Origin of the sequence: Rhizobium sp. ERR 942 (assembly GCF_007828395.1) — a bacterium.
In the GTDB taxonomy this organism is placed as follows: Bacteria; Pseudomonadota; Alphaproteobacteria; order Rhizobiales; family Rhizobiaceae; genus Rhizobium; species Rhizobium dioscoreae.
Genome location: NZ_VIUA01000002.1, coordinates 971,509 through 993,934, shown reverse-complemented (window position 1 = coordinate 993,934; position 22,426 = coordinate 971,509). Strand labels below are relative to the sequence as shown.

General features: G+C 60.0%; 19 protein-coding genes and 1 pseudogene. 6 read left to right on the top strand and 14 right to left on the bottom strand.

Features of this window, described 5'->3' with window-relative positions; all coding sequences use genetic code 11:
* Positions 1-36: 36 nt before the first annotated feature.
* The 6 genes from FBZ97_RS11455 to FBZ97_RS11430 are packed head-to-tail and all read right to left on the bottom strand — an operon-like array spanning position 37 to position 7,933.
* The gene (locus FBZ97_RS11455; protein ID WP_145319562.1) at positions 37-1,632 is read right to left on the bottom strand and encodes an ABC transporter substrate-binding protein; all 1,596 of its coding nucleotides are present in this window, start codon (positions 1,630-1,632) and stop codon (positions 37-39) included.
* A gap of 41 nt (positions 1,633-1,673) precedes the next feature.
* Entirely contained in the window at positions 1,674-2,807 is a 1,134-nt protein-coding gene (locus FBZ97_RS11450; RefSeq protein ID WP_145319559.1) for a DUF917 domain-containing protein, read from the bottom strand.
* On the bottom strand, positions 2,800-4,356 hold the full coding sequence (locus tag FBZ97_RS11445) for a hydantoinase/oxoprolinase family protein (protein WP_145319556.1): 1,557 nt from the start codon (positions 4,354-4,356) through the stop codon (positions 2,800-2,802). Before FBZ97_RS11445 ends, FBZ97_RS11450 begins: the two co-directional genes overlap by 8 nt.
* A gap of 17 nt (positions 4,357-4,373) precedes the next feature.
* Entirely contained in the window at positions 4,374-6,020 is a 1,647-nt protein-coding gene (locus FBZ97_RS11440; RefSeq protein WP_145319554.1) for an ABC transporter ATP-binding protein, read from the bottom strand.
* 3 nt (positions 6,021-6,023) lie between these two features.
* Positions 6,024-6,905 carry an ABC transporter permease gene (locus FBZ97_RS11435; RefSeq protein ID WP_145319551.1) on the bottom strand — a complete coding sequence of 294 codons (882 nt, stop codon included), beginning with the start codon at positions 6,903-6,905 and terminating at the stop codon, positions 6,024-6,026.
* Positions 6,905-7,933 carry an ABC transporter permease gene (locus FBZ97_RS11430; RefSeq protein ID WP_145319547.1) on the bottom strand — a complete coding sequence of 343 codons (1,029 nt, stop codon included), beginning with the start codon at positions 7,931-7,933 and terminating at the stop codon, positions 6,905-6,907. The genes FBZ97_RS11435 and FBZ97_RS11430 overlap by 1 nt, the downstream gene beginning before the upstream one ends.
* 137 nt (positions 7,934-8,070) lie before the next feature.
* Between FBZ97_RS11430 and FBZ97_RS11425 the strand changes: the two genes are divergently transcribed.
* Positions 8,071-10,425 (top strand): LuxR C-terminal-related transcriptional regulator, encoded by a 2,355-nt coding sequence (locus tag FBZ97_RS11425; protein WP_145319544.1) that lies wholly within the window; start codon positions 8,071-8,073, stop codon positions 10,423-10,425.
* A gap of 23 nt (positions 10,426-10,448) precedes the next feature.
* Here FBZ97_RS11425 and mnhG read toward each other — a convergent pair whose 3' ends face one another.
* Genes mnhG through FBZ97_RS11395 form a run of 6 tightly spaced genes read right to left on the bottom strand, consistent with a single transcriptional unit; the run spans position 10,449 to position 16,449 of the window.
* Positions 10,449-10,832: a monovalent cation/H(+) antiporter subunit G gene (mnhG, locus tag FBZ97_RS11420; protein ID WP_113350858.1), complete on the bottom strand. Its 384-nt coding sequence runs from the start codon at positions 10,830-10,832 to the stop codon at positions 10,449-10,451.
* On the bottom strand, positions 10,829-11,110 hold the full coding sequence (locus tag FBZ97_RS11415; protein ID WP_068393522.1) for a K+/H+ antiporter subunit F: 282 nt from the start codon (positions 11,108-11,110) through the stop codon (positions 10,829-10,831). Before FBZ97_RS11415 ends, mnhG begins: the two co-directional genes overlap by 4 nt.
* Positions 11,107-11,583 carry a Na+/H+ antiporter subunit E gene (locus FBZ97_RS11410; protein ID WP_145319542.1) on the bottom strand — a complete coding sequence of 159 codons (477 nt, stop codon included), beginning with the start codon at positions 11,581-11,583 and terminating at the stop codon, positions 11,107-11,109. Before FBZ97_RS11410 ends, FBZ97_RS11415 begins: the two co-directional genes overlap by 4 nt.
* Positions 11,583-13,193, bottom strand: coding sequence for a monovalent cation/H+ antiporter subunit D (locus FBZ97_RS11405; RefSeq protein WP_145319539.1), 1,611 nt, complete (start codon positions 13,191-13,193; stop codon positions 11,583-11,585). Before FBZ97_RS11405 ends, FBZ97_RS11410 begins: the two co-directional genes overlap by 1 nt.
* On the bottom strand, positions 13,190-13,528 hold the full coding sequence (locus FBZ97_RS11400; RefSeq protein WP_113329342.1) for a Na+/H+ antiporter subunit C: 339 nt from the start codon (positions 13,526-13,528) through the stop codon (positions 13,190-13,192). Before FBZ97_RS11400 ends, FBZ97_RS11405 begins: the two co-directional genes overlap by 4 nt.
* Entirely contained in the window at positions 13,528-16,449 is a 2,922-nt protein-coding gene (locus FBZ97_RS11395; protein WP_246661757.1) for a monovalent cation/H+ antiporter subunit A, read from the bottom strand. Before FBZ97_RS11395 ends, FBZ97_RS11400 begins: the two co-directional genes overlap by 1 nt.
* Before the next feature lie 78 nt (positions 16,450-16,527).
* Here FBZ97_RS11395 and FBZ97_RS11390 point away from each other — a divergent pair.
* From FBZ97_RS11390 to FBZ97_RS11370, 5 genes and pseudogenes are all read left to right on the top strand, one after another.
* A pseudogene (locus FBZ97_RS11390) lies at positions 16,528-16,812 on the top strand (helix-turn-helix transcriptional regulator); the annotation flags it as partial.
* Between the two features lie 309 nt (positions 16,813-17,121).
* Entirely contained in the window at positions 17,122-17,682 is a 561-nt protein-coding gene (locus tag FBZ97_RS11385; RefSeq protein ID WP_145319530.1) for a cytochrome b, read from the top strand.
* 401 nt (positions 17,683-18,083) lie between these two features.
* The gene (locus FBZ97_RS11380) at positions 18,084-18,815 is read left to right on the top strand and encodes a response regulator (protein WP_233788651.1); all 732 of its coding nucleotides are present in this window, start codon (positions 18,084-18,086) and stop codon (positions 18,813-18,815) included.
* Positions 18,812-20,149, top strand: a complete 1,338-nt coding sequence (locus FBZ97_RS11375; protein ID WP_145319528.1) for an ATP-binding protein — start codon at positions 18,812-18,814, stop codon at positions 20,147-20,149. Before FBZ97_RS11380 ends, FBZ97_RS11375 begins: the two co-directional genes overlap by 4 nt.
* 68 nt (positions 20,150-20,217) lie before the next feature.
* A complete protein-coding gene (locus tag FBZ97_RS11370; protein ID WP_113350849.1) occupies positions 20,218-20,874 on the top strand; it encodes a DUF3313 domain-containing protein in 657 nt (218 codons plus the stop codon).
* Between the two features lie 91 nt (positions 20,875-20,965).
* Here FBZ97_RS11370 and FBZ97_RS11365 read toward each other — a convergent pair whose 3' ends face one another.
* Together FBZ97_RS11365 and FBZ97_RS11360 are read right to left on the bottom strand one after the other, a co-directional pair.
* Positions 20,966-21,481, bottom strand: a complete 516-nt coding sequence (locus FBZ97_RS11365; protein WP_246661741.1) for a hypothetical protein — start codon at positions 21,479-21,481, stop codon at positions 20,966-20,968.
* Positions 21,482-21,582: 101 nt separating this feature from the next.
* Positions 21,583-22,314, bottom strand: coding sequence for a phosphodiesterase (locus FBZ97_RS11360; RefSeq protein ID WP_145319525.1), 732 nt, complete (start codon positions 22,312-22,314; stop codon positions 21,583-21,585).
* Between the last annotated feature and the right edge of the window lie 112 nt (positions 22,315-22,426).

Here is a 22,426-nt window from a genome sequence, read left to right as displayed (position 1 = left end):
GAACGGGGCCGGGTCTATGTCATGTGCAGGCGAAGGTCAGTTCGCCTTGCAGTCCCAATGAAAGTTCGAGAAGTTCAGATCCCAGCTCTGCATGGGAATGAACTCATAGCCCTGAAGGCACTTGTTCGCCGCATAGCGCCGGTTTGGCGACACCGCCCATACGTCGGGTTGCAGCTCGGCGAGCTTGACCTGCAGCTCCTTGTAGGTCGCGTTCTGCTCCTTGATATCGGTGGTCGACCTCGCCTTGTCGATCAGCGCATCGACCTCGGGATTCTGCAGCCATTCCATCGACATCCACGTGCCGGAAGCCTTGGAGTGATACTGATTATAAAAAATCGCATCCGGCGACGGGTAGTTGGGCGAGATGTTGACCTGTGTCGAGGCCGGCGTGGTCTCGGGTTTGGAGGAGAGTTCGACGATGCGGTTCCAGGGCTCGGGCTTGATATCGAGCGTGATGCCGATCTGTTCGAGATTGGCCTGCATCAGCAGCGCCACTTCGGATTCGAAAGCGAGCGAGGCGACATAGCTGTTGACCAGCGTGATCTTCTGACCGGCATATTTGGATTTGGCGAGCTCTTCCTTCGCCTTTTCGAGGTCGAAGACGCCGGGCTGGATATCGTCGTTGTGCGCATCCTTGAACACGGTCGAGAGCGGGCCGGTCATGTCGAAGCCCGGATAGATCGCTTCCTGAATGGTCTTGTAGTCGGTGGCATAGGCGATTGCCCGGCGCACATGCACGTCGTCGGTCGGATAGACCTTGCTGTTCAGCTTGATGACGAAGCCGCCGGCCGTCGTCGACTGGAGCAGCTTGTAGCCCGGCATCTTGCCGATGGTTTCATAGGTGTCGTTGCCGAGACCATGCGAAGAAAGTCCGAGCTCACCCTTTTCGGCAAGCGCCTTGACGGTGGCGTCGTCGCTCGTCTGGACGAAGCGCACCTCGTCGATCGGCGTTCCCTTGGTCCAGCCTAGGAAGTAATCGGGATTGCGCGCGATCACCATATCGGCGGAGCGATTGTAGCTAACAAGCTTGTAGGGACCCGAGCCGGCCGAATGCTCGCCCACATAGGCTTCGCCCCATTTGTCGTCCGGCTTGGAATTGGCTTCGATCAGCTTCTCGTTCAGCGCCATCATCAGCGGCGTCACGGCCATGAACGGCGAGAACTGGCGATCGAGCCTGACGACGACGGTCTTGTCATCAGGCGCGGTGACATTGTCGGGCTGCACGAGGCCGACGACGAGGTTCGAGGGACCCTTGTTGATGCCGATCAGGCGCCGGATCGACCAGACGAAGTCGGAGGCCTTGACCGGCGTGCCATCCTGGAACTTGGCGTCATCGCGAATATGGAAGGTGTAGGTCAGCCCATCCTGGGAGATATCCCAGGATTTTGCCAGATGGGGCACGATCTCGCCCGAAGGGCCGACGGTCGTCAGCGCGTCATACATGTTCACGATCGCCATATAGCCTGTGTAGTCTGTGACCTTGGCCGGATCGAGCGAGCTGAAAATCTGCATCGTGTTGACGGCAATCGACACCTTGTCAGCCGCCGATGCAGCAACCGAAGTTAGCGGCAACGCCAAGGCGCTCGCAAGCAGAAGCGTGGAAAGACGCAGATTTCTGGAACCCATCTTCATTCTAGTTCTCCTCTTTGATGCGGGAACTGCCCCGCTTATGGTTAGGCTGCCTTCTGGCCCGGAGCCGGCAGCGGCGAATAGGTGATGTCCGGATAGCCGAAGGCGGCAGGACCGACGACCTCAAGCGCGCGAACGCTGCGCAGCAGCTCGTGGCAGGGAATGGCGACGACGGCGACGCGCTGGCCGTAGCGCAGCATTTCGGTTGTGATCGGATAGCCGGTATCGACATCGAGCAGCACGATCAGATCCGGCACGCAGACCTCGATCACCTCATCGCGGCGGAAGACCAGAAATTCGTTCTGGATCGCCACGTTCGCTGTCTGGCCGTTGCAATCATCGAAGCCGGCGAGCTCCATGTCGCCGACGACGAAGCCGCCGCGCAGATGGCGTTTGAGATCAGTGATCTTGCCGTTGAACACCCGCCGTCCGCCTTCCAGCGCGCAGACGGCGGCAATGGGATCTTCCTGCGCCTTGCGGGCACGGATCACTGCTTCGCCCAGCGCGATCGCCTTGGTGAAGCTTTTTGGAATACCATACTGATGGACATAGTGAGCCTGCATCGGCGCCGTCGCCAGCATGGCGGCGCCGCCCTGCGCGACCACGCAAGCGCGCGCCATGCGCTCATGCCAGACTTCCGATACGGCATGGCTGAAAATCACCGCATTGCCATGCAGGTCGCACATGACGGAAGGCGTCGAGCTGTGACCATAGATCGAAAAGGTCGTCATCTGCATTTCGGGGAATGCCCGGCCCATGCCGTCGCAATCGAGGATGGGAAGACCGCCGAGCGCCGCCGTCACAAGCGGGTTCATCGCATTTGCGCCGCCAATCTCCTCGCAGACGATCGCATCGATCGGCGTGCGGATGAGTTCTTCCATGGCACGCAGGCAGCGCAGCCCTTCGCGTCCCTCACGGATGCGTTCGACGCCGACGACCGGTGCGCCGATACCGCCGATCGACATGCAGAGCGCGTCCGTTTCGATGGCGTCGGTCGCCAGAACCTTCATCTCGTAACCCGCCTTCATCGCCTCCAGAGCCAGAAGCTTGCCCTGGTAGGGATTACCGCCGCCGCCGGTGCCAAGGATGCCCGCCCCGATTTCCAAAGCATCGAGATCCTCTGATGTCAGCCGGCGCAGAGCGGCATCATCATATTTCTGCTTGCGCGTCTCAGGCATGATGGCCTCCCATTTCACCGACGACTTTGACGTGGATGCGCGTGGCGTTGCCTGGCAGATAGGCAAGAGGCGTATCCTCGCGCTCGATAACTTCCAGGGTTTCCGCGAGAGCGCCGGCTGCGATCGCCTTTTCGCGCGCCTCCGCTTCGGCTTCCGCAAGCGCGCTCTCGCGCGTGCGGCCATTGACGAGCGAGAAGACGCGATCCGTTTCGCCGCTGATCTGGGCGATGGCGGCGCCGACCGCGTTTGCGACGGCAAAGTTCTCAGGCATGATCACTTCGAGATCGCCGATACGGTCGGGCATGAGAATTGAACCGCCACCAACAGCGATGACCGGCACCGGCGTCGAGGAAATTCGACTGCGTTCGACGCAGGCTTCGAGCATGGCGTTGATCTTTGCCACGGCCCCATCGACCAGACCCTTGTCGAGATTGGCAACCAAGGCGCAGTCACCGACGTCGGCCTTGCCGGAGGCAACCGCGATATCGGTTGCGGTCAGTGTCGATCCGCCGAAGCAGAGCGCCTCCTTGCGCACCCGATAACCGACAGACTTCGGTCCGATTGTAATGCCCGCTTCACCCCTGACGACGAGCGAACCGCCGCCGAGACCGATCGAAAAGACATCGGGCATGCGGAAATTGGTGCGAACCCCGCCGATATCGACGGTCGTGGAAGCCTGGCGTGGAAAGCCGTGCGAGAGAGCCCCGACATCCGAAGTCGTGCCGCCGACATCGACGACGACGGCGTCCTTGAGCCCGGTCAGAAACGCGGCGCCGCGCATGGAATTGGTCGGGCCAGAGGCAAAGGTCAGCACCGGAAAGGCACGCACGACATCGGCGGCCATCAGCGTGCCGTCGTTCTGGGTGATGTAGAACGGGCATGGTATACCAGCCGCCGTTAGCGCCTTGCCGAAGGCTGCGACGGTGCGATCCGCCAGCGACAGCAGGCTCGCATTCATGATCGCCGCACTTTCCCGCGCCAGCAGGCCGTGACGGCCGATGTCCTTCGACATCACCACAGGCAGGCCGGGGCAATGCTGCTGCAGGATTTCCTTGGCCCGCACCTCCATGGCATCGTTGATGCCGCTGAAGACGCAGGTCACGGCGGCGGCCTTTAAACCCTTTGCACGGATTTCGCCTGCGATACGCACGATGGCGTCTTCATCGAGCGGCGAAAGCTCGCGCCCATCGAACTCGTAGCCGCCCTTGACCTGATAGCCGTGATTGCCGACGATCTCGCGCAGATCGTCGGGCCAATCGACCATCGGCGGCAGACCGGCGCCAGAGGGCAGGCTCAAGCGGATGGCCGCGACCTCATCCATGTGGCGGCGCTCGATGACCGCATTGGTGAAATGCGTCGTGCCGATCATGACAGCGGCAATACGGGCCCGATCGATGCCCGAGGCATCGATAACCTTCTCCAGCGCCTCGATCACGCCCGAAGTCACATCTTCGGTCGTCGAGGCCTTGACCCCAGCAAGAACGGTCTTTCCCTCCAGGACGACGGCATCCGTATTGGTGCCGCCGACGTCAATTCCAACGCGATACACGTCAGGCTCCTCTTCGATCAGTCTGTGGTTTTGACGAGGAAGCGCATGCGCTCCTCCTCGGTCACGACGGGCTTCAGGCGTTCCTCCTCGTCGGTAACGACGGGGATCGCCGCGATCAGCGCGCGCGTGTATGGATGATTGGGGGCGGCGAAGACCTCTGGCGTCGGCCCTTCCTCGACGATCTCGCCGCGCAGCATGATGGCGATGCGCGAGCAGAAATTGCGCATCAGCGAAAGGTCATGCGAGATCATCAGATAGGTGAGACCCAGTTCCTCGCGCAGCTGCAGCAAGAGCTCGATCACGGTTTTCTGCACCGACACGTCGAGCGCCGCAGTCGGTTCGTCGAGGATCAGGATCTTCGGCTCGGCCGCGAGCGCGCGCGCAATCGCCACACGCTGCTTCTGACCGCCGGAAAGCTCGTGCGGATACTTTGCCAGATAGGATTGCGGCAGCCGCACGAGATCCATCAGTTGCTTCATCCGTGCCTCGCGGGCTGGCCCATCCATACCTATGGATCTCAGGGGCAAGGCAAGAGTCTGCTGGACATTGCGCTTCGGATTGAGCGATGTGCCGGGGTTCTGGTAGACGATCTGCGTCAGCCTTCTGCCACGCCTTGGTGCCGGCGCGTCGATGGTGACGCTGCCTGAGGTCGGACGTGACAGGTCCATGATGATGCGTGCAACCGAGGTCTTGCCTGAGCCGGACTCGCCGGCCAATCCGAAGATTTCGCCCTGACGCAACGTGAGGTTCACGTCGCGAACGGCATGAAAGCCTGGCTTCCGGCCATAGATCTTGTTCAGGCCCTCGACCCTGACGATAGGCGCGCGGTCGCTCTGCGACAGATCGATCACGCGTTCGCCGTAAAGCGGCGGCACGGCGTCGAGGAGCGCCTTCGTATAGGGTTGATGCGGGGCAGTGAGTATCTCGCGGCAAGGTCCCGCCTCGACGATATCGCCGTGATGCATGACCACCACCCGGTCGGCAACTTTGCGCACGACACCGAGATTGTGGGTGATCATCAGAAGAGCCATGTTCTCCTCGATCACCAACTGATTGATCAGATTGAGAATCTCATCCTGGGTCGTCACGTCGAGCGCAGTGCCCGGCTCATCGGCGATCAGAAGCTTCGGTTGGTGCAACAGCGCAAGCCCGATCAGAACGCGCTGACGCATGCCGCCCGAGAGCTCAGACGGATAGGCGTTCATCACTCTCTCAGCGTCAGCAAGCTGCACCCTCCGCAAAACCGCGGCAATTCGCGTCCGCCGCTCGGCCTTCGACGAGCGGATGCCATCACGCTTGTCCGCAAAACGCATGATATCATCGAGGTGCGTGCCGATCTTGAAGACCGGGTTGAAGGACGAGAGCGGGTCCTGCATGATCAGGGAAAAGGCGGTGCCTTTCAGCGCCTCGCGTTCCCTTCGCTGCATTTTCAGAACGTCACGTCCTGCGACGGAAATGACGCCGGAGTTGATGGCGGCATTCTTCGGCAAGGTGCCGATGATTGCCTTTGCTGTCACGGACTTGCCCGACCCCGTCTCGCCAATCAGTGCGACGCGCTCCCCGGCAGCGACGGTGAGGGAAATGTCACGGAGCACCTGCCGGGTGCGGCCGTAGGTCGTGAACGAGACGTTCAGAGCCTCGATCTTGAGAAGCGGCTCGCTCATCGCTTAGCTCTCCACATCAAACATGTCACGCAAGCCGTCGCCCAGGAGATTGAAGCCGAGCGTCACGTAGAAGACCGCAGCACCAGGGCATACGACCTCCCACCAGTAATCGGGCATGAACTGGCGACCGTCGGCGACCATGGAGCCAAGATCCGGAATGGGTGGCTTCACACCGAAGCCGAGGAAGCTGAGCGTGGCGCCGAACAGGATGACGAAGGCCGCATCCAGCGTTGTCTTGACGGAGATGACCGCCACGCAATTCGGCAGGATTTCGCGGAACAGGATATGCATCGGCCCGGCGCCGGCAAGGCGGGCTGCCTCGATATAGTCTTCCGACGCGATAGACTTGGAAACGGAGTAGATCAGCCGCGCATGCCAGGTCCACCAAAGCAGCGTGATGGCTATCATCGCGTTCATCAGGTTCGGCTCGAGCAGGTTCGACACGGCAAGCGCCATGACCAGCGGCGGCATTGCCAGCATCACATTTGTCAGGCCGGTTATGATTTTTTCGACCCAACCGCCGAAGTAGCCGGCGATAAGGCCGAGCACGGTACCGATCGGCATCGAAATGCCAAGCACGCCGATGACCAGAAGCAGTGAAACGCGCATGCCGAAGACCGTGCGGGAAAAGATATCCCGACCGACTTTGTCGGTTCCGAACCAATGAGCGGCATCCGGCGACACGTGCCGAGCGCGGAAATCGACCACGGCGCCGACATGTTTCGGATAGGGAGTAAGCCACGGTGCGAACACAGCCAGCACGAAGACCGAAATCAGGATCAGCGTGCCGATTACCGCGGCCGGATTGCGGCTGAAGCGATACCACATCATGTAACCGGTGCTCAGCGCGCGGTCGGATGCATCGAGCATCTTCATATCGGCCATCAGCGTGCCTCCTTGCGGCGTTGGCGTGGGTCGATCATCGAGATCAGGACATCCACCACCAGGTTCGCAACGATGAAAAACAGGCCGGCGACCAGCACCACGGCGGTCACGGCATTGAGGTCCTTTTGCAGGATGGCGTTCAGCCCGTAGGAGGCGAAGCCGCCCCATGCGAACACCATCTCGATGACGAAGGCATTGCCGATCAGCGACGCGAATTCGAGGCCCATGATCGTCAACGGCGCGATCGACGACAGCTTGAGAAGGTAGCGGAAAATGATGACCCGCTCCGGCACACCGAAACTCTGCAGGGTCAGAACGTGATCCTTGCGCTGGTTCTCCAGCATGGAGGAACGAGTGATGCGGGTAATCTGGCCGATGCCGGCCATGGCCAGCGCGAAGGCCGGGAGCACGAGATGCTGAAGCGCATCGACGAACACATCCAGACGTCCCGCCAGCAGGCCGTCGATCAATAGAAATCCGGTCGGTCCGGGCTGAAAGCTCAGAGAATGATCGAGCCGGCCGATGATCGGCCAATTCGGCAGACAGCGCGCAGCAAGCAGTTGCAGGCTTATCGCAAACAGGAAACTCGGAATGGTCACACCGGTCAAGGACAGGATGCGGCCGATATGATCCAGCGCACGATCCCTAAAATGTGCGGTGATGACACCGAGCGGAATGGCCACCACGAACATGAAGACTACGGAGACGAGAACCAGTTCCACGGTGGCGGGCACCGTCTGCTCCAGATCGGTCGTGACGGGACGTTGCGAGACCAGCGACATGCCCAGATCGCCTTGCAACGCCTTGCCGACATAGTCGACGTATTGAACCAGAAGCGGCTTGTCCAACCCCATCTGCACACGCAATGCATCGACCTGCTCCTGCGTTGCCGCCGGGCCGAGAGCCATGCGCGCGGGGTCTCCCGGCACGACGCGCGCCAGCGCGAAAATCATGATGGAAAGCGCGATCATGACCAGAACGAAGGTGCCAAGCCGCGTCAGGATCGCGACTAACGGATGTTGCTGCATCGACGGGAGTTTCCTTGTTCGTCAGCTAACTGACAAACAACAATCCTCATCTGCGGACGATGAACAACTGGCTGTGGGTATAGTTTTTTGGCCTTATGGTATAGGTTATTTTTCAATACTCGCTTACAAACCCCCGCATGCACAGACTGATTGCCCGACCCCATCTTTGCCATCGCATCGCGACAGAACACGCCGGCGTCATCTTCCTGCGTGCCCCCGCGGGCGCCGGAAAGAGCACAGTCCTGTCCATGGCTGCAAAGGCGATGGGCAAGGAGGTTTGCAACCTGCAGCAACCGCGCATGAGCGACGTGAGGGATGGATGGCTCTTATGGGATATACCGGTTTCCGCTCGATCGGCTCGCCTTTCCGCTCAGCTCCTGGAGACCGTCGAGGTTCTGGTCATCGCCTGCCGTCCCGATCAGCGCATAAGCGGGCTGGCGCGGCTCATCCTGCATCGAGGTGCGGTGACGCTCGACGCCGGCGATCTAACATTTTCCGTTGAGGAATTGGGGGAACTGCCAGCCGAAGAAGCCAACAGGTTGATCAGGGATTATGCCGGCTGGCCGGTTTTCCTGCCGCTGACACGCCAAAAGGATCCTCGCCTATCCATCGACTATCTGCGCGAGAATTTCCTCGGCCACCTTTCGCCGGGACAGACCGCGCTGCTTTCCATCTGGCTCGAAACGCGATCTCCTGCCACTGTCGAGGAGTGGACGAGCCTTTTGCCACCACGCCTGATCGAGGCACCGGACGAACATCAGGAACTGCTGACACTCCTGACAGACGCCGTCAGCGAACGCCTGGAAACCTTCGAAACCACCGTCGCCGTGATCGAGGTAGCCTCCGCTTTCGAGCAGGCGGGACGAGCGCTTGCCGCCATGTCGCTGCTCCTCGACCATGGGCACGAGGCCCATGCGGCGCAGATTCTGGAGCGTGCCCGGGGTCTGGAGCTGATCTATCGAAACAGCCTCGGGACCTTTCGCGATATCATCATGCGCTTTTCCCACGAGATGATCGCGACCAATGAAGTCGTGCTTTTTGCCATGGCTCGCACGCTCCTGAAGCTCGGAGAATTGCAACGCGTGCGCCACCTCGTCGGCAAACATCTGGGTTCGGATTATCTCGATCCGCTGAAGGTCCTGCTGCGCGGATCGCGCTTTTCCTTCGCGGCGCGAACGTTCCGGCTCAACCTCATGATTTCCGAGGACCTGATGCCGACGGACGCAATGATTACCCGCCTCGGCGAGTTCATGGCGGATTATCCGATGGGCGATTACGGCAAGTGGGCCGCCTACTACAACGCGCTGCTGGAATTCGAGATTCGCCGCAGGAATTTCCGAGAAGCGGAAGCTGCCGCAGCTCGCGCCTTGATCTATCTCGGCCATATGGGCGGCCAGCCGCTGCTGGAATTCTTCATCCATCTGCATCAGACAGTGCTTCGACTGATGAGCGGCGATGCCCTTTTCGCGCGTCGTGCCGCCCAGGAAGCACGGCAGAAACTGGAACAGGTGCCGCACGCAGCAGAGGCTGAATTCCGTATGCTGCGGCTCGCCGAAGCCTGTATCTCCTACGAAGCCGGCCAGCCGCGCGATCTTCTCCAATTCGTTCAAAACGAATTCGATGATTTTGCCGCCGCAGAAATCTGGCCGAGCCTGATGCAGTTCGCTCTTCACTATGCATCGCAGGTGCTGGCTGACCATTTTCCGATGGTGATCAGGCCCGGCTTTCTCGACGGGCTCTGGATTCATCTGTCGGAGGGCCTGCAGTTTCACGCCATGATGGAGATCCGCACCGCCGTCGCCTACCAGAATGCCAATCGCTGGAGCGACGCGGCGGCAACGCTGTCCGCCGTCCGAATGCGTATCGGCCGTAACTGGGTGGAAAGCGCCAACGAGGAGCTGACGCGCCTGACCCGCCGGGACGAAATTTCCTATGCCATGGCATGGCTACGCGACAGCGTGCGTCTCTCGACGCCGCGGCCCTATCTGTCACGCCAGATCGACGCGCTGATCGCAAACCCAAAAGTCACCAACCGCGAGAAAGTCGCCCTGCAGCTATGGCAAAGCTATACCGCTTACCAGCGTCGCGACAATGCTGCGACGCGCGCGCATCTTCTATCGGCGCTTGAAGGCGCAACGCGCCTTGGCTGCAACGGCGTGCTCTCCGAGGAGCGGATCTTTCTCTCGCCGCTTCTCAAGAACCAGCGCATTCGCAGCTTCATCGAAACCTCATCCGAGGTCCGCACCGCACTTTCGCTCTTTGCAAGCTCCGTGAACTCGCCACAGGCGAAAGCCCTCCAGGGCGGTCTCTCGCAGCGCGAGGTCCAGATGATTCAGCTGATCGCGAGCGGCATGTCGAACAAGCGCATTGCTCATACCCTTAATGTCTCCGAGGTGACGGTGAAGTTTCACCTCGGAAATCTGTTCCGCAAGCTGGGCTGTCATCGCCGCGCCGAAGCAATCCGGGCGGCAACCGCACTCGGCTGGCTGTGAGCATCGAGCGGATGGGTTGAACGTTACGACGGGCGCCTTTCGACCGATGTCTCCTCGGGCGGCTGCTTGGGCGGAACGTTGCCGTTCTGCTCGGCGCGATCGCGATGCAGCGCGGCGCGGGCGAGGAGCATGAAGGTGATCGGCGTCGTCACCGTGATGAAAATACCGATCAGCAATTCATGAATGACGAGCGTCCGCGTTGCGGTCGAAAAGAAGATCATCGACGCGATCATGATTGCCCCGATGCCGCCGCTCGTTCCCAATGTCGGCGCATGGATGCGCTCGTAGAATGTTCCAAGCCTCAGAAAGCCGATGGCGCCGATGAGCGTCAGAAAAGCGCCGATCATGAGAAGCGCACCGACGGGGATAGCGGCCCATAGAGGTATGTTTTCAAACGGCGTGCTCATTCGATCACCTCTCCGCGCATCAGGAATTTCGCCAATGCAACGGTCGCAACGAAGCCAAGCATGCCGATGACGAGCGCCGCCTCGAAATAGACGACGCGACCTGTGCCTATGCCGAAGGTCAACAACAACAGCATCGCATTCACATAGAGCGTGTCGAGCGCGATGATGCGATCCTGCGCACGCGGGCCGCGAAACATGCGGATGGAAGCGATCGCCATGGCCGCTACGATCATCAGCTGCGCGGCCGCCACGGATATCTGGATGATCATGGCGCTCATGCGAATATCTCCATCAGCAGGCTCTCGTAGCGATTGGCGACCGTATCGCGCCATTGCGCCTCGTTTTCGAGATCGAGGACATGCAGCAGCACGGTGTTGTCGTTGGAATCATATTCCAGCCACGCGGATCCCGGCGTGCTGGTCAGGATAACCGCAAGCAGCGCCAGCGGGATCTGATCCCGCACCCTGAGCTCAAGGACAACGAAACCCGGGGTCGTCTTGCGCGAGCGTCCCCTCAGGATGATCGAGGCCACCTGAGCATTTGATTTCAAGACATCGAAAACGACCCGGAAGAAGAGCTTGGGCAGCAAATACCATTTCCGCAGCCGCGGCTTTTCGGGCCGCAATGACGCCATGCCCCAGGAAGCGAAGACCGCAACAATGATGCCGAGGATAAGCTGGCCAAGCGTGAAGCCGTTCAGCAGCAGCCACATCAGGATCAGGCTGAGTGCCAAAAGCGGATAAGGCAACATCACAGGCCTCCCGTTTTTGCTGGCGCGACCACGGCATTACGGACTGCATCGACATAGAGATTGGGATCGCTGAGCGTGCGGATGGTCGCATCCATATACTGCATGACCGGCCCCGCCCAGACGGTCAGCGCCAGCGTCATGGCGAGCAGGCCCATGACCGGGACTATCTCGATGACGAGCACACGGGGAACCGTGCCCTCCAGCGAGCTCCAGAATGTGCGTATGCCGGCCCGTGTCATGGCAATCAGCGCGGCTATGCCGGAGAGAATGACGAGCAGGATCAACGTCCAGACGGCTGCACTTGGCGGAATGCCGATCGCGCCGGTTCCCATCATGGCCGAGAGCATGGCGAACTTGGAGACGAAGCCGGAAAGAGGCGGCAGGCCGGCGAGCAGAATGCCGCAGGCGGCAAAGCAGATGCCGAGCATCGCCATGGTGCCGGGCATGGTCACGCCATCGCCTTCGGCCGGTTCCTTCTCCTCGGCATCGCCATAGGCCTCCATCGTGACGGCAAGAACGCTGGCGCCGGCATCCTGCCCGCGCTCCACAAGTTCGATCAGCATGAAGAAGGCGCTGATCGTCAGCGTCGAACTGACGAGATACATCAGAGCGCCGGACGAGATGGAGCCGTCATTGATGCCGATTACCATCAGCAGCGTGCCGGATGAGACCAGCACCGAGAAGCCGGCAAGCCGGCCAAGCGCCTGCGACGCTAGGACACCGACCGTTCCGAAGATCAGCGTTGCCATCCCGCCATAGAGAAGCACGGTCGCGCCGAAGCCCACGGAGGGGCCGGCGCTGAACAGCAGCATGGTCAGTCGCAGGATGACGTAGATGCCAAGCTTGCTGAGGATCGCGAATATGCCCGCAACCGGCGCGGAAGCAGCGCTATAGGCCGTCGGCAGCCAGAAGCAGAGCGGCCACATGCCGGCCTTGATGAGGAATGCGATGCCGAGCACGCCGGCGCCGGCCTGCATCAGCATGCGGCGGTCGGCCGACATTTCCGGAATGCGCACGGCGAGATCCGCCATGTTCAGCGTTCCCGCCGTGCCATAGATCAGGCTGACGCCGATGAGGAAGAGCAATGCGGCTGCGAGGTTGACGGCAATGTAATGCATGCCGGCCTTGACACGCAGCGGCCCGGAGCCATGCAGCAGAAGGCCGTAGGACGCGGCCAGCATGACCTCGAAGAAGACGAAGAGGTTGAAGAGATCGCCGGTCAGGAACGCGCCGTTGACGCCCATCAGCAGCAACTGGAACATGGTGTGGAAATGCGCACCGACCGCGTGCCAGCGCGCCAGGGAGAATATCAGCGCGGCGACGGCAACGATGGATGTCAGCAGCAGCATGAGCGCCGACAAGCCGTCGAGCACGAGCACGATGCCGAAGGGCGCGCTCCAGTTTCCCAGCAGATAGGCGCGCTCCAGCCCTGGCGATCCGCCCTCCGCACGGAAGAGTCCAAGTGCAATGCCTACCAGCAGGAGCGTTGCCGCCAGGCTGATGAGTGCCTTCAGCGTGCGCGAACGCTCGTCTATGAACACAAGCAGTGCGGCCGCAATCAGCGGAACAAGGATCGGCGCGATGATGAGATGATGCGACCAGCCTGTCATTTCCGGTCACTCCGCCCGTCGACATGATCCGTGCCGGTGAGACCGCGCGAGGCAAGCAGCACGACGAGGAACAGGGCCGTCGTCGCAAAACCGATAACAATCGCCGTCAGCACCAGGGCCTGGGGAACCGGATCGGCCAAGGTGCGCGTTGCCGTGCCATCACCAAGCAGCGGCGGCACGTTCGTCTTCACGCCGCCGACGCCAAAGATGAAGAGATTGACGGCATAGGAGAGCAGCGACAGCCCGATGATGACCTGATAGGTGCGTGGACGCAGGATCAGCCAGACGCCGCAGGCTGTCATCACACCGATCGCAATGGACAAGATGAGTTCCATCAATCCCCCTTTGCCTTGTCGGCATCAAGCGCCCGCAGGCGATTGATACGGATCGACTGGTGCGCAAGCGCGACGAGGATCAGAACCGTGGATCCCACGACGAGCAGGAAAACGCCGAGATCGAAGAGCAGTGCGCTTGCCGCCGGCACTTTGCCGATCAACGGCACATCGAGATACTGGAAATGCGAGGTAAGGAACGGATAGCCGAAGAACCAGGCGCCGATACCCGTCGCCGTTGCGATCAGAAGCCCGGCGCCCATCCACCGCAGCGGCAGGATGCGAATGCGATCCTCCGCCCAGCGCGTACCGCCGGCCAGATATTGCAGCAGGAAGGCGATCGAGAGCGTCAAGCCGGCCGAGAAGCCGCCCCCTGGCGCATCATGCCCCCGCATGAAGATATAGACCGACAGGGCGATCACGAAAGGGAACATCCACTGCATGATGACGGAGGGCACCAGCAGATAGTCGCGCACGGTATCGCCGGCTGAACGCTCCGGCCGTTCCTCGTCGAAACGGTTCTGGATCCGCTGCTGCTCCGGCATTTCCATGCTGTCGGGCGCCGGTCGGAAACGACGCAGCAGCGCATAGACCGTCAAGGCGACGACGCCGAGAACGGCGATTTCGCCCAGCGTATCAAAGCCTCGGAAATCCACGAGGATGACGTTGACGACGTTGCGCCCGCCGCCCTTCGAATAGGCGTTTTCGAGGAAATAATTCGCGATGGCATCGGGCACGGGCATGGTCATGACGGCGTAGGAAATGAACATCATGCCGACGCCGCAGATGACGGCGAGCGCCAGATCGCGGAAGCGGCGGAAACGGGCGCGCAAATCGACCGTATCGTCAATCCCTTCCGTCCGCTTCGGCAGCCAGCGCAAGCCCAATAGGATGAGAACCGTCGTGACGATCTCAACGAGAAGCTGGGTAATGGCGAGATCCGGCGCCGACAGCCAGATGAATGTCATGCAGACAATCAACCCGACACCGCCCAGCATCACCAAAGCAGCAAGCCGATGATATTTGGCAAAGAAGGCGGTGCCGATCGCCAGACAAATACCGATCGCCCAGACCGCGGCGAAGACCGGATCAGCACCCAGAAAAGAAAAATGCTTCGCTTCGAAACCGGACAGGTAAAGCGGCAGCAGGCCGGCAGCAAACCCTGTCACGACGACCCAGCGAAGCTGCGGCTGGAGCTTGCGCGTGCCGATCCGCTTTTCGGCCGTTCTCGCCCAATGCCAGGAGACTTCCACCAGCACCCGCTCGAAAATTCGCTGCCCTTTCAGGCGGCGGAAGATGGGTGGGCCGTCATCACATCGCGACAGATAATCCTTGAAGGCGAAATAGAACACCGTACCGCCAACCAATGCGACAATGCTCATGATAACGGGCAGATTGAAGCCGTGCCAGAGCGAGAGGCTGTATTGCGGCGTATCGGCGTTAAGAACGCTGACAACGGCCGCATGCAGGAAGGGTGCCACCGAAAGCGCCGGAACGATGCCGACGACCAAGCATACCACGACCAGAAGCTCGATCGGGAAGCGCATCCAGCGCGGCGGCTCGTGCGGCTTGGCGATCGGAAGATCGGTCGGCGCGGGGCCAAAGAACACCGTCTGAATGAAGCGCAGCGAATAAGCAACGCTGAAGGCGCTCGCCAGCGTCGCCACATAGGGAAGCATGCGATCGAGAATGGAATCGGCATGGGTTTCGATCGCTTCGGCGAAGAACATTTCCTTCGACAGGAAACCATTGAGCAGCGGAACACCAGCCATGGCGGCACTCGCGACGATCGCAAGCGCGCCGGTGAACGGCATATAGCGGAACAGACCGCTAAGACGGCGCATGTCGCGCGTGCCAGTCTCGTGATCGATGATGCCGGCCGCCATGAACAGCGACGCCTTGAAGGTCGCATGGTTCAGCATGTGGAAGATGGCGGCAACCGTCGCAAGGGGGCTGCCGAGGCTGAGCAAGGTGGTGATGAGACCGAGATGACTGATCGTCGAATAAGCGAGCAGCCCTTTGAGATCCTGCTGGAACATTGCGAAGTAGGCGCCGAGCAGCAGCGTGATGATACCGGCGGCTCCGACGATGTAGAACCACTCATTGGTACCGGCGAGAACCGGCCAGAAGCGTGCAAGCAGGAAAACGCCGGCCTTCACCAGCGTCGCCGAATGGAGATAGGCGGAGACGGGCGTCGGCGCCGCCATTGCGTTCGGAAGCCAGAAATGGAAGGGAAACTGCGCGCTCTTCGTCAGCGCGCCGAGCAGGATCAGTATCAGCGCAGGCAGATAGAGCGGATGGTTACGGATGATATCGCCCGATGCCAGGATCTTGTCCAGATCGTAGCTGCCGACGATATGGCCGAGCAGGATCAGCCCGATCAGCAGGCAGAACCCACCGATCCCCGTGATCGTCAGCGCCATGCGGGCGCCGTCGCGGGCGGCGGCGGTATTGTGCCAATAGCTGATCAGCAGGAAGGAGAAGATGCTGGTCAGCTCCCAGAAGATCGAGAGCAGAATGACATTGCCCGAAAGCACGATGCCAAGCATCGCCCCCATGAAGGCGAGCAGGAAAGAGAAGAAGCGAGGAACCGGGTCTTCTTCCGACATGTAGTAGCGGGCATAGACGATGACGAGAAAGCCGATGGCGGTGATGACAAGCGAAAACAGCCAGGCAAAACCATCCAGCCTGAGGCTGAAATCAAGCCCGAGCTGCGGCAGCCATTCTATGCTGTAGTGGACGATGCCGCCGTCCTTGACGGCAGGATAGAAGCTTGCGGAAATCAACAGCGCCAGAAATGTGACAGTCCCGGCGATCCAGGCCGGGCCACGCCGCGACTGTGTGCGCAAGAGGCATACGGAAAGAAGACTTCCGATAAACGGCAGAGCTAAAAGTGCTAGAATAAAAACAGGCTCGCCAGTTATCCCAAAACGCCATTCCTTCGCTTGGCCGGATCACGCCAGACTGCCACGACGGCAAAACCCCTAGAAATCCGGTGTATTATGTCCTATATGATAGATATCGCCCAATATGGGCAGCTTCGAACCCTGCGTCAAGGTAAGATGGCGATGATTTTGACACCAGCGCTCTGCCGGGCAGCCCGCGGCTTCCTCGATTGGACGCAGACGGATCTTGCCGACCGCTCCGGCGTATCGCGCAGCACGATCCGTGACTATGAAGGCAATCGCCACAGCTTGCATCGGGCGACGGAGGCGCAGTTACGCCTGGCGCTCGAGACCGGAGGAATCGCCTTCTTCCGGATCGAAGGACATGAGATCGGCATTTGTACGAAGGCCCTGGTCGCCGAAGCGCCAGCGCCGACGCATACGGAAAGCTGCGAGATCCTTTCCAGCACCGGCGAAAGAAACCGGACGCCGCCTAAGCCGGAACAATAGTGCCGGATAGTGCTGGACGCGGCCGGCACAATTTCCGACCATAAAGTCGCTTATGCAAGCCGAAGCCTTTCGCCGGCGTTACCTCGCGCGTAGCCGATGGAGGTCCGCTCGCGGGAAGGTGAACGGGAAGGCCCTCAATTCAGCCATATTCCAGCCGATTACCGCATCCGCGCCGTACCCCCAAGACGACCGGAGAAACCCATGCCCAATACGACAGCGACCACAGCAGAAACATCCACCGCCCGCTACCGATCGTCGCAACGGCTCCTGCATTGGCTCATGGCCATCGTCATCATTTCAGCGCTCGTCATCGGCCTTTATTGTTCCTACCTCACCCCGGGCATACCCCTGCGTCGCGCCCTCCTCGACATACACAAATCCCTCGGCATGACGGCGCTTTTCCTCATCGCCATCCGCCTGCCGCTCAGGCTTTCGCTGGGTGAACCTGCCTATCAACGGCCGCTTGGCGTCTTCAATCACTATGCCGCCCGCGGCGCGCATATCCTGCTCTACATCTTGATGATCCTGATGCCGCTTGCAGGCTACGCCACATCTGCTGCCGGCGGCCATGATCTGCCATGGTTCGGCCTCTTCCAATGGCCCAACCTGCTGTCACACGACAAGGGCCTGGAGCGAGCCGCCGCCGAGATCCACGAATATGGTGCTTATTGCCTGTATGCTATCGTCAGCCTGCATATCCTTGCAGCGCTCTGGCACCATTTCGTCCGCAAGGATGAGGTCCTGAAGAGAATGTCGTTCTGAATCGATCTTTGTAACGCAAGCAACGCGCCGGCTTTGCAGTGGATGGCTCAGATCTTCGCCATCCCCACCATATGCGGTTTTTATGCAGTTTCCGCAGCCTTCGGTTTGTCAGTGATGGCATTCCGACTGCCTGCTCGCATGACTCGCCGATCGCCTTAAGAGGCAGCTCTGCGCAGCAGCGACGGGGTACCGCCTGCAACATATTGTAATATTTTCTAACACGCCGCTATAATTCCTTCTGCTATGGACGGCCGAGGATATGATCTGCGAGATTTTCCTTCGAAAGCTATCGATCGCTGGTTGCTCTCGACCCATCTTCCAGCCCCTTCAGGCAGCGTAAGGTTTGCTCCGGCACGCGGATAACGGGCGAAGGATCAGGATCTACAAACATGGTTGCGCGCATGAGGACGGTTGAGCCTTCACATCATATTCTCGTCGTCGAAGACGATAACGAGATTGCAACCATGTTAGTCGAGCTGATCAAGGATCATGGCTTGCGCGCTTCCCCCGTACGAAGCGGCGCGGAGATGGACAGGATATTGCAAAGGCACCCGTTCGATCTCATCATTCTCGACGCCATGCTGCCCGGAGAAGATGGGTTCAGCATCTGCCGGCGCCTGAGGTCGGCCGGAACGATCCCGATCCTGATGCTGACCGCGCTCACGGAGGATATCGACCGCATCATCGGCCTTGAGCTTGGAGCAGACGACTATGTCACCAAGCCGTTCAACCCGCGGGAACTCGTCGCCAGGATCAAAGCGCTTCTTCGCAGAGCTTCGTATGGTGCGGAGACATCGGAGCGGAAGCCGCTTACGAAGATGACCTTTTCAGGCTGGATGATCGACCCAAGAAGCAGGCGGATCGTGGACCCCGAGGGCGCAGAGGTGCTGATGACAACATCCGAATTCGATCTGCTGCTTGCCTTCTGTCACAATCCGAACCAGATCCTGACCCGTGAACAGCTGCTGTCGATGACACATGCGGGAACGGCAGGGCCGGTCGAGCGCAGCGTTGACGCGCAAATCAGCCGTCTTCGGCAAAAGATAGAACCAAATCTGAAGGAGCCGATCTTCATCAAGACCGTGCGGCTTGGGGGCTATCTTTTCGCCGCGAATGTCGAGTATCTGCCGTGAAGTGGCTATCCCGATCATCAGTCCGCACCCAGATCGCCATTCTCACCATTTTGCTTGCTACCATCGTCACGACCATAACGGCCGGCACCGAACCATTCGTTCGCGGCCGGTTCGACAAAGGTGTCGAAGTCGGACTTTTTGCAGGCCGCATCGAAACCATCGCAAAGGAGTTCGCGCTTTCGGCAGATGAAGCGCAAGGAGACGCCATCCTTTCAAGGTTCAGGGCGCAAGGCGTCAATGTCTGGAGGGCGACCGGTGAACAGACCGAAGGTTTGCCAATCACGACACAGGATATCGCCGCCGCCGTGCGCCGGCTGCTCGATTACAATCTCTTTCTCGATCCTTATGGCTTCATGGGCTGGAACAATCCGAAGACTTTGACGGTCAAAGCCGGAGATGGCAGCCTGGTATTTGCCTTGCCAGAATTTTCCACGACACGATGGGTCCTCCCCGCCGTGGTCGGCAATCTTGTGCTGATCGTTGCCCCCGCAGCCATTCTGGCAATCCTGACCGCATGGCTGATCGGAAGACCAATCGTCAATCTGGCAAAGGCAGCCGAAGGTGTGCGCTCCGATGACGAGCTTGACGAACCTTTCGACGTTCGTGGCTCGGCCGAGCTGCGGAGCCTCGCAACGTCGCTCAACCTCATGCGCAAACGCATCCGCGAGCTGGTCGCTGGGCGCACCCGCATGCTGACATCCATTAGCCACGACCTGCGCACACCGTTGACGCGACTGAGAATGCGCACTGAGCGTTGCGAGCAAGCGGATTTGCGGCAACAAATGTTGAGAGACATCGATATGCTTTCCGGCATGATCAACGAAAGCCTCGCTTATCTCGGCGGCGAGGTCGAGGCCTTGAAGAAAGTCGAGCTGTCCAGCCTTCTGCAAACCGTGACCGATGACTTTGCCGATACCGGCATCGAGGTCACTTTCGCCGGACCGCGGCGCTTGCCCTATATCTGCCGGCCGCGGGCGCTATCGAGAGCCATATCGAACCTGATCGACAACGCTTCCCGCCATGCTGGCCGCATCAATCTCACGCTTGCCGAGGACGAGGACGGTTCGGTCGTCATCACGGTTGCCGATGATGGCCCCGGCATCGCCGACGACTTGAAGCCGAAGGTCCTGGAGCCCTTCTTCAAGGCCGACAAGGCGCGTTCGCCGAGCGGGAATGGCGGTGGTTTCGGCCTCGGGCTTTCCATTGCACATGGAATCATCACCATCGGCCATCGAGGCAGTTTTGAATTGCGCGACAGCAAGCCGAGCGGCTTGGCCGTCGTGATACGCCTGCCTGCCAATTCCGGCATCGGCAATGCCGCAACATTTTCATAAAAATCCGAACACAACCCAACAAGGGCAAACCTTACAAGGAGATCGCAAAAACACTCCAGGAGCTCTCCATGAAGTCCCTTCCCGCATGCCTTGCATTGGCGGCCATTTCCCTTGCTGCAGCAGGCTGCGCCACTTCCGAACCCATGGTCTATCAAGGCCTCGCATCAGCGGCGCAATTGAGACCTGATCCGAGCGACAGTTCCGGCCGGGCACCGTTCAGCTACAAGGTGGTCGTGAACTGGAACCATTATGACAAGATCATCGTCGAGCCTGTCTCCATCTATAGAGGCAAGGACAGCCAGTTCGCAAACATGCCCGAAGAGGACAAGCAGAACCTCGCGCGCTATATGCATGACAAGTTCAGCAGTGTACTTGCCCAACGCTATTCGATGACCGCCATTCCTGGCCCTAGCACGCTGCGTCTGCGCTTGACGCTTGCCGGTGCGGAGGCGACCAATACCGTGCTTGGCCCAGCCTCGCATCTCGATATCGCCGGCGGCGTCTACAATACCGTCCAGGCGGCGCGCGGAAAACAGGGATCGATGACCGGCTCGGCGACCTATGCGGTCGAGATCTTTGATTCGACATCCAACCGCCTGTTGCTTGCCTATGTCTCCAAGCAATATCCGGGCGCGCTCAATCTTGGAGCGTCGTTCGGAAATCTGAAGGCCTCCTATGTTGCAATAGACAAGGGCGCTGCAGATCTTCTGACCCGAACGAGGTAGACGGATGCAGGGTCGCAGGATGTGTATGATCCAATGAGATAGGAGCGAAAGGCAATGCATCTGCACTGCCTTTCGCCCGTCATAGACGTCCTCAGCCGCGGTCGTGAACCACGCCGACGATCTCGCCGGAACGCGAAACGCTCACCAACAAGTCGTCTCCGTCTCTCCATGCTCGAACCAGATAGCGTGGTCCGACGTCTTGCACATCCTTTACACGATATCCCCGACGCACCAGGAGACGAATGACATCAAACGGGCCGAAATCGTCGGAGTTCTGCCCCCATTCGCGACGTTCTTCGTGGCGGCGGTTCCATCGCTGCAGAAAATCGGCTTCCGGCTGACCTTCTCCCGGAGAATAGGTTGGCGATTGGTCCTCATGGAATACGACCTGGGCATAACAGGAGCTGACAGTTCCAATGGCAGCAGCCGATGCCGCCATCATTGTCAGTGCCGCGTAGTAGATCTTCATTGCTTGATCCTCTTGCTTCGCCGTCGCAAGCACAACGCCATGCAAGCCTCCTGCGAACGACCTCGCCAGTATGGCCAGTTCCAGTTTCGGCGGTGCATTTTTTTGTTGAGAAATATTGCGGCCGGCCAAACGGGCCATCGCATCGCTTGGCCGGCCGACCGCCGTGCCATTGCAGATGCCACCACGGCGCCACAGGCGCCTGGGAACTGGTCTATATCGGCCTCAAGGATGAAATTGCCTCAGACCGAAACATGACTGCTGACGAGATGACCATGTCTCAGATCATGAATCATCAAGGCGGGAGGGTCCGCTGCTTGCGGCACGCGAGATGCGTCGAGCATCAGCGGATTGGCCGGGCATATGGAACCGCAAGTATAGGCCGGAATGCCCGCAAACAGGCTCGACATGCTCCGATGAACATGGCCGCTACAAATGGCGGCCGGCGGTCTGATGCCGCTCTTCAGCAGACCCGCCAAGGCTTGCGTACCCTTGCACATGACCGCATCCAACGGGGGAATACCGCAAGGGAACACATGATGGTGGGTGAAAAGCAACGCCGTGCCATTCGGGCTACCCGCCAATGCCCGCCGCAACCAGGAAAGATGTTGCGTGACGTCGCCATAGGCTTCGCCATCCACGCAGGTATCGACCCCGATTATGACAGACCCGCCGCAGGGTTCGATAAAATGCATTGCCGGCCGGTCGTGCCAATAATCCGGTTGCGGCATGATCATCCGCATGACGGCCCGATCGTCCGAATTGCCCGGAAGGATCAATGAGCGACAGGCAAGGCGATGGAGCGACGTCGATATAAGGCCGTAGCCTTCGAGCCAATTCCCATCAACCAGGTCGCCGGAGACCACCAGCAAATCCGGCTGAAGGACCGCTAACCAGGATACGGCACGGTCAAGCCGCGCCATGCTATCATTCGTCGGGCTGGCGTGAATGTCGCTAATCTGGGCGATAAGCATGAGATCCGTTTCATGATGATGTGATATGTCAAACAATGATCGGTGCGATGCAGACCATACATTGCCTTGAGTTCGCGTGCAGCCAAACCGGCTCGCATTGGAGAACATGCTG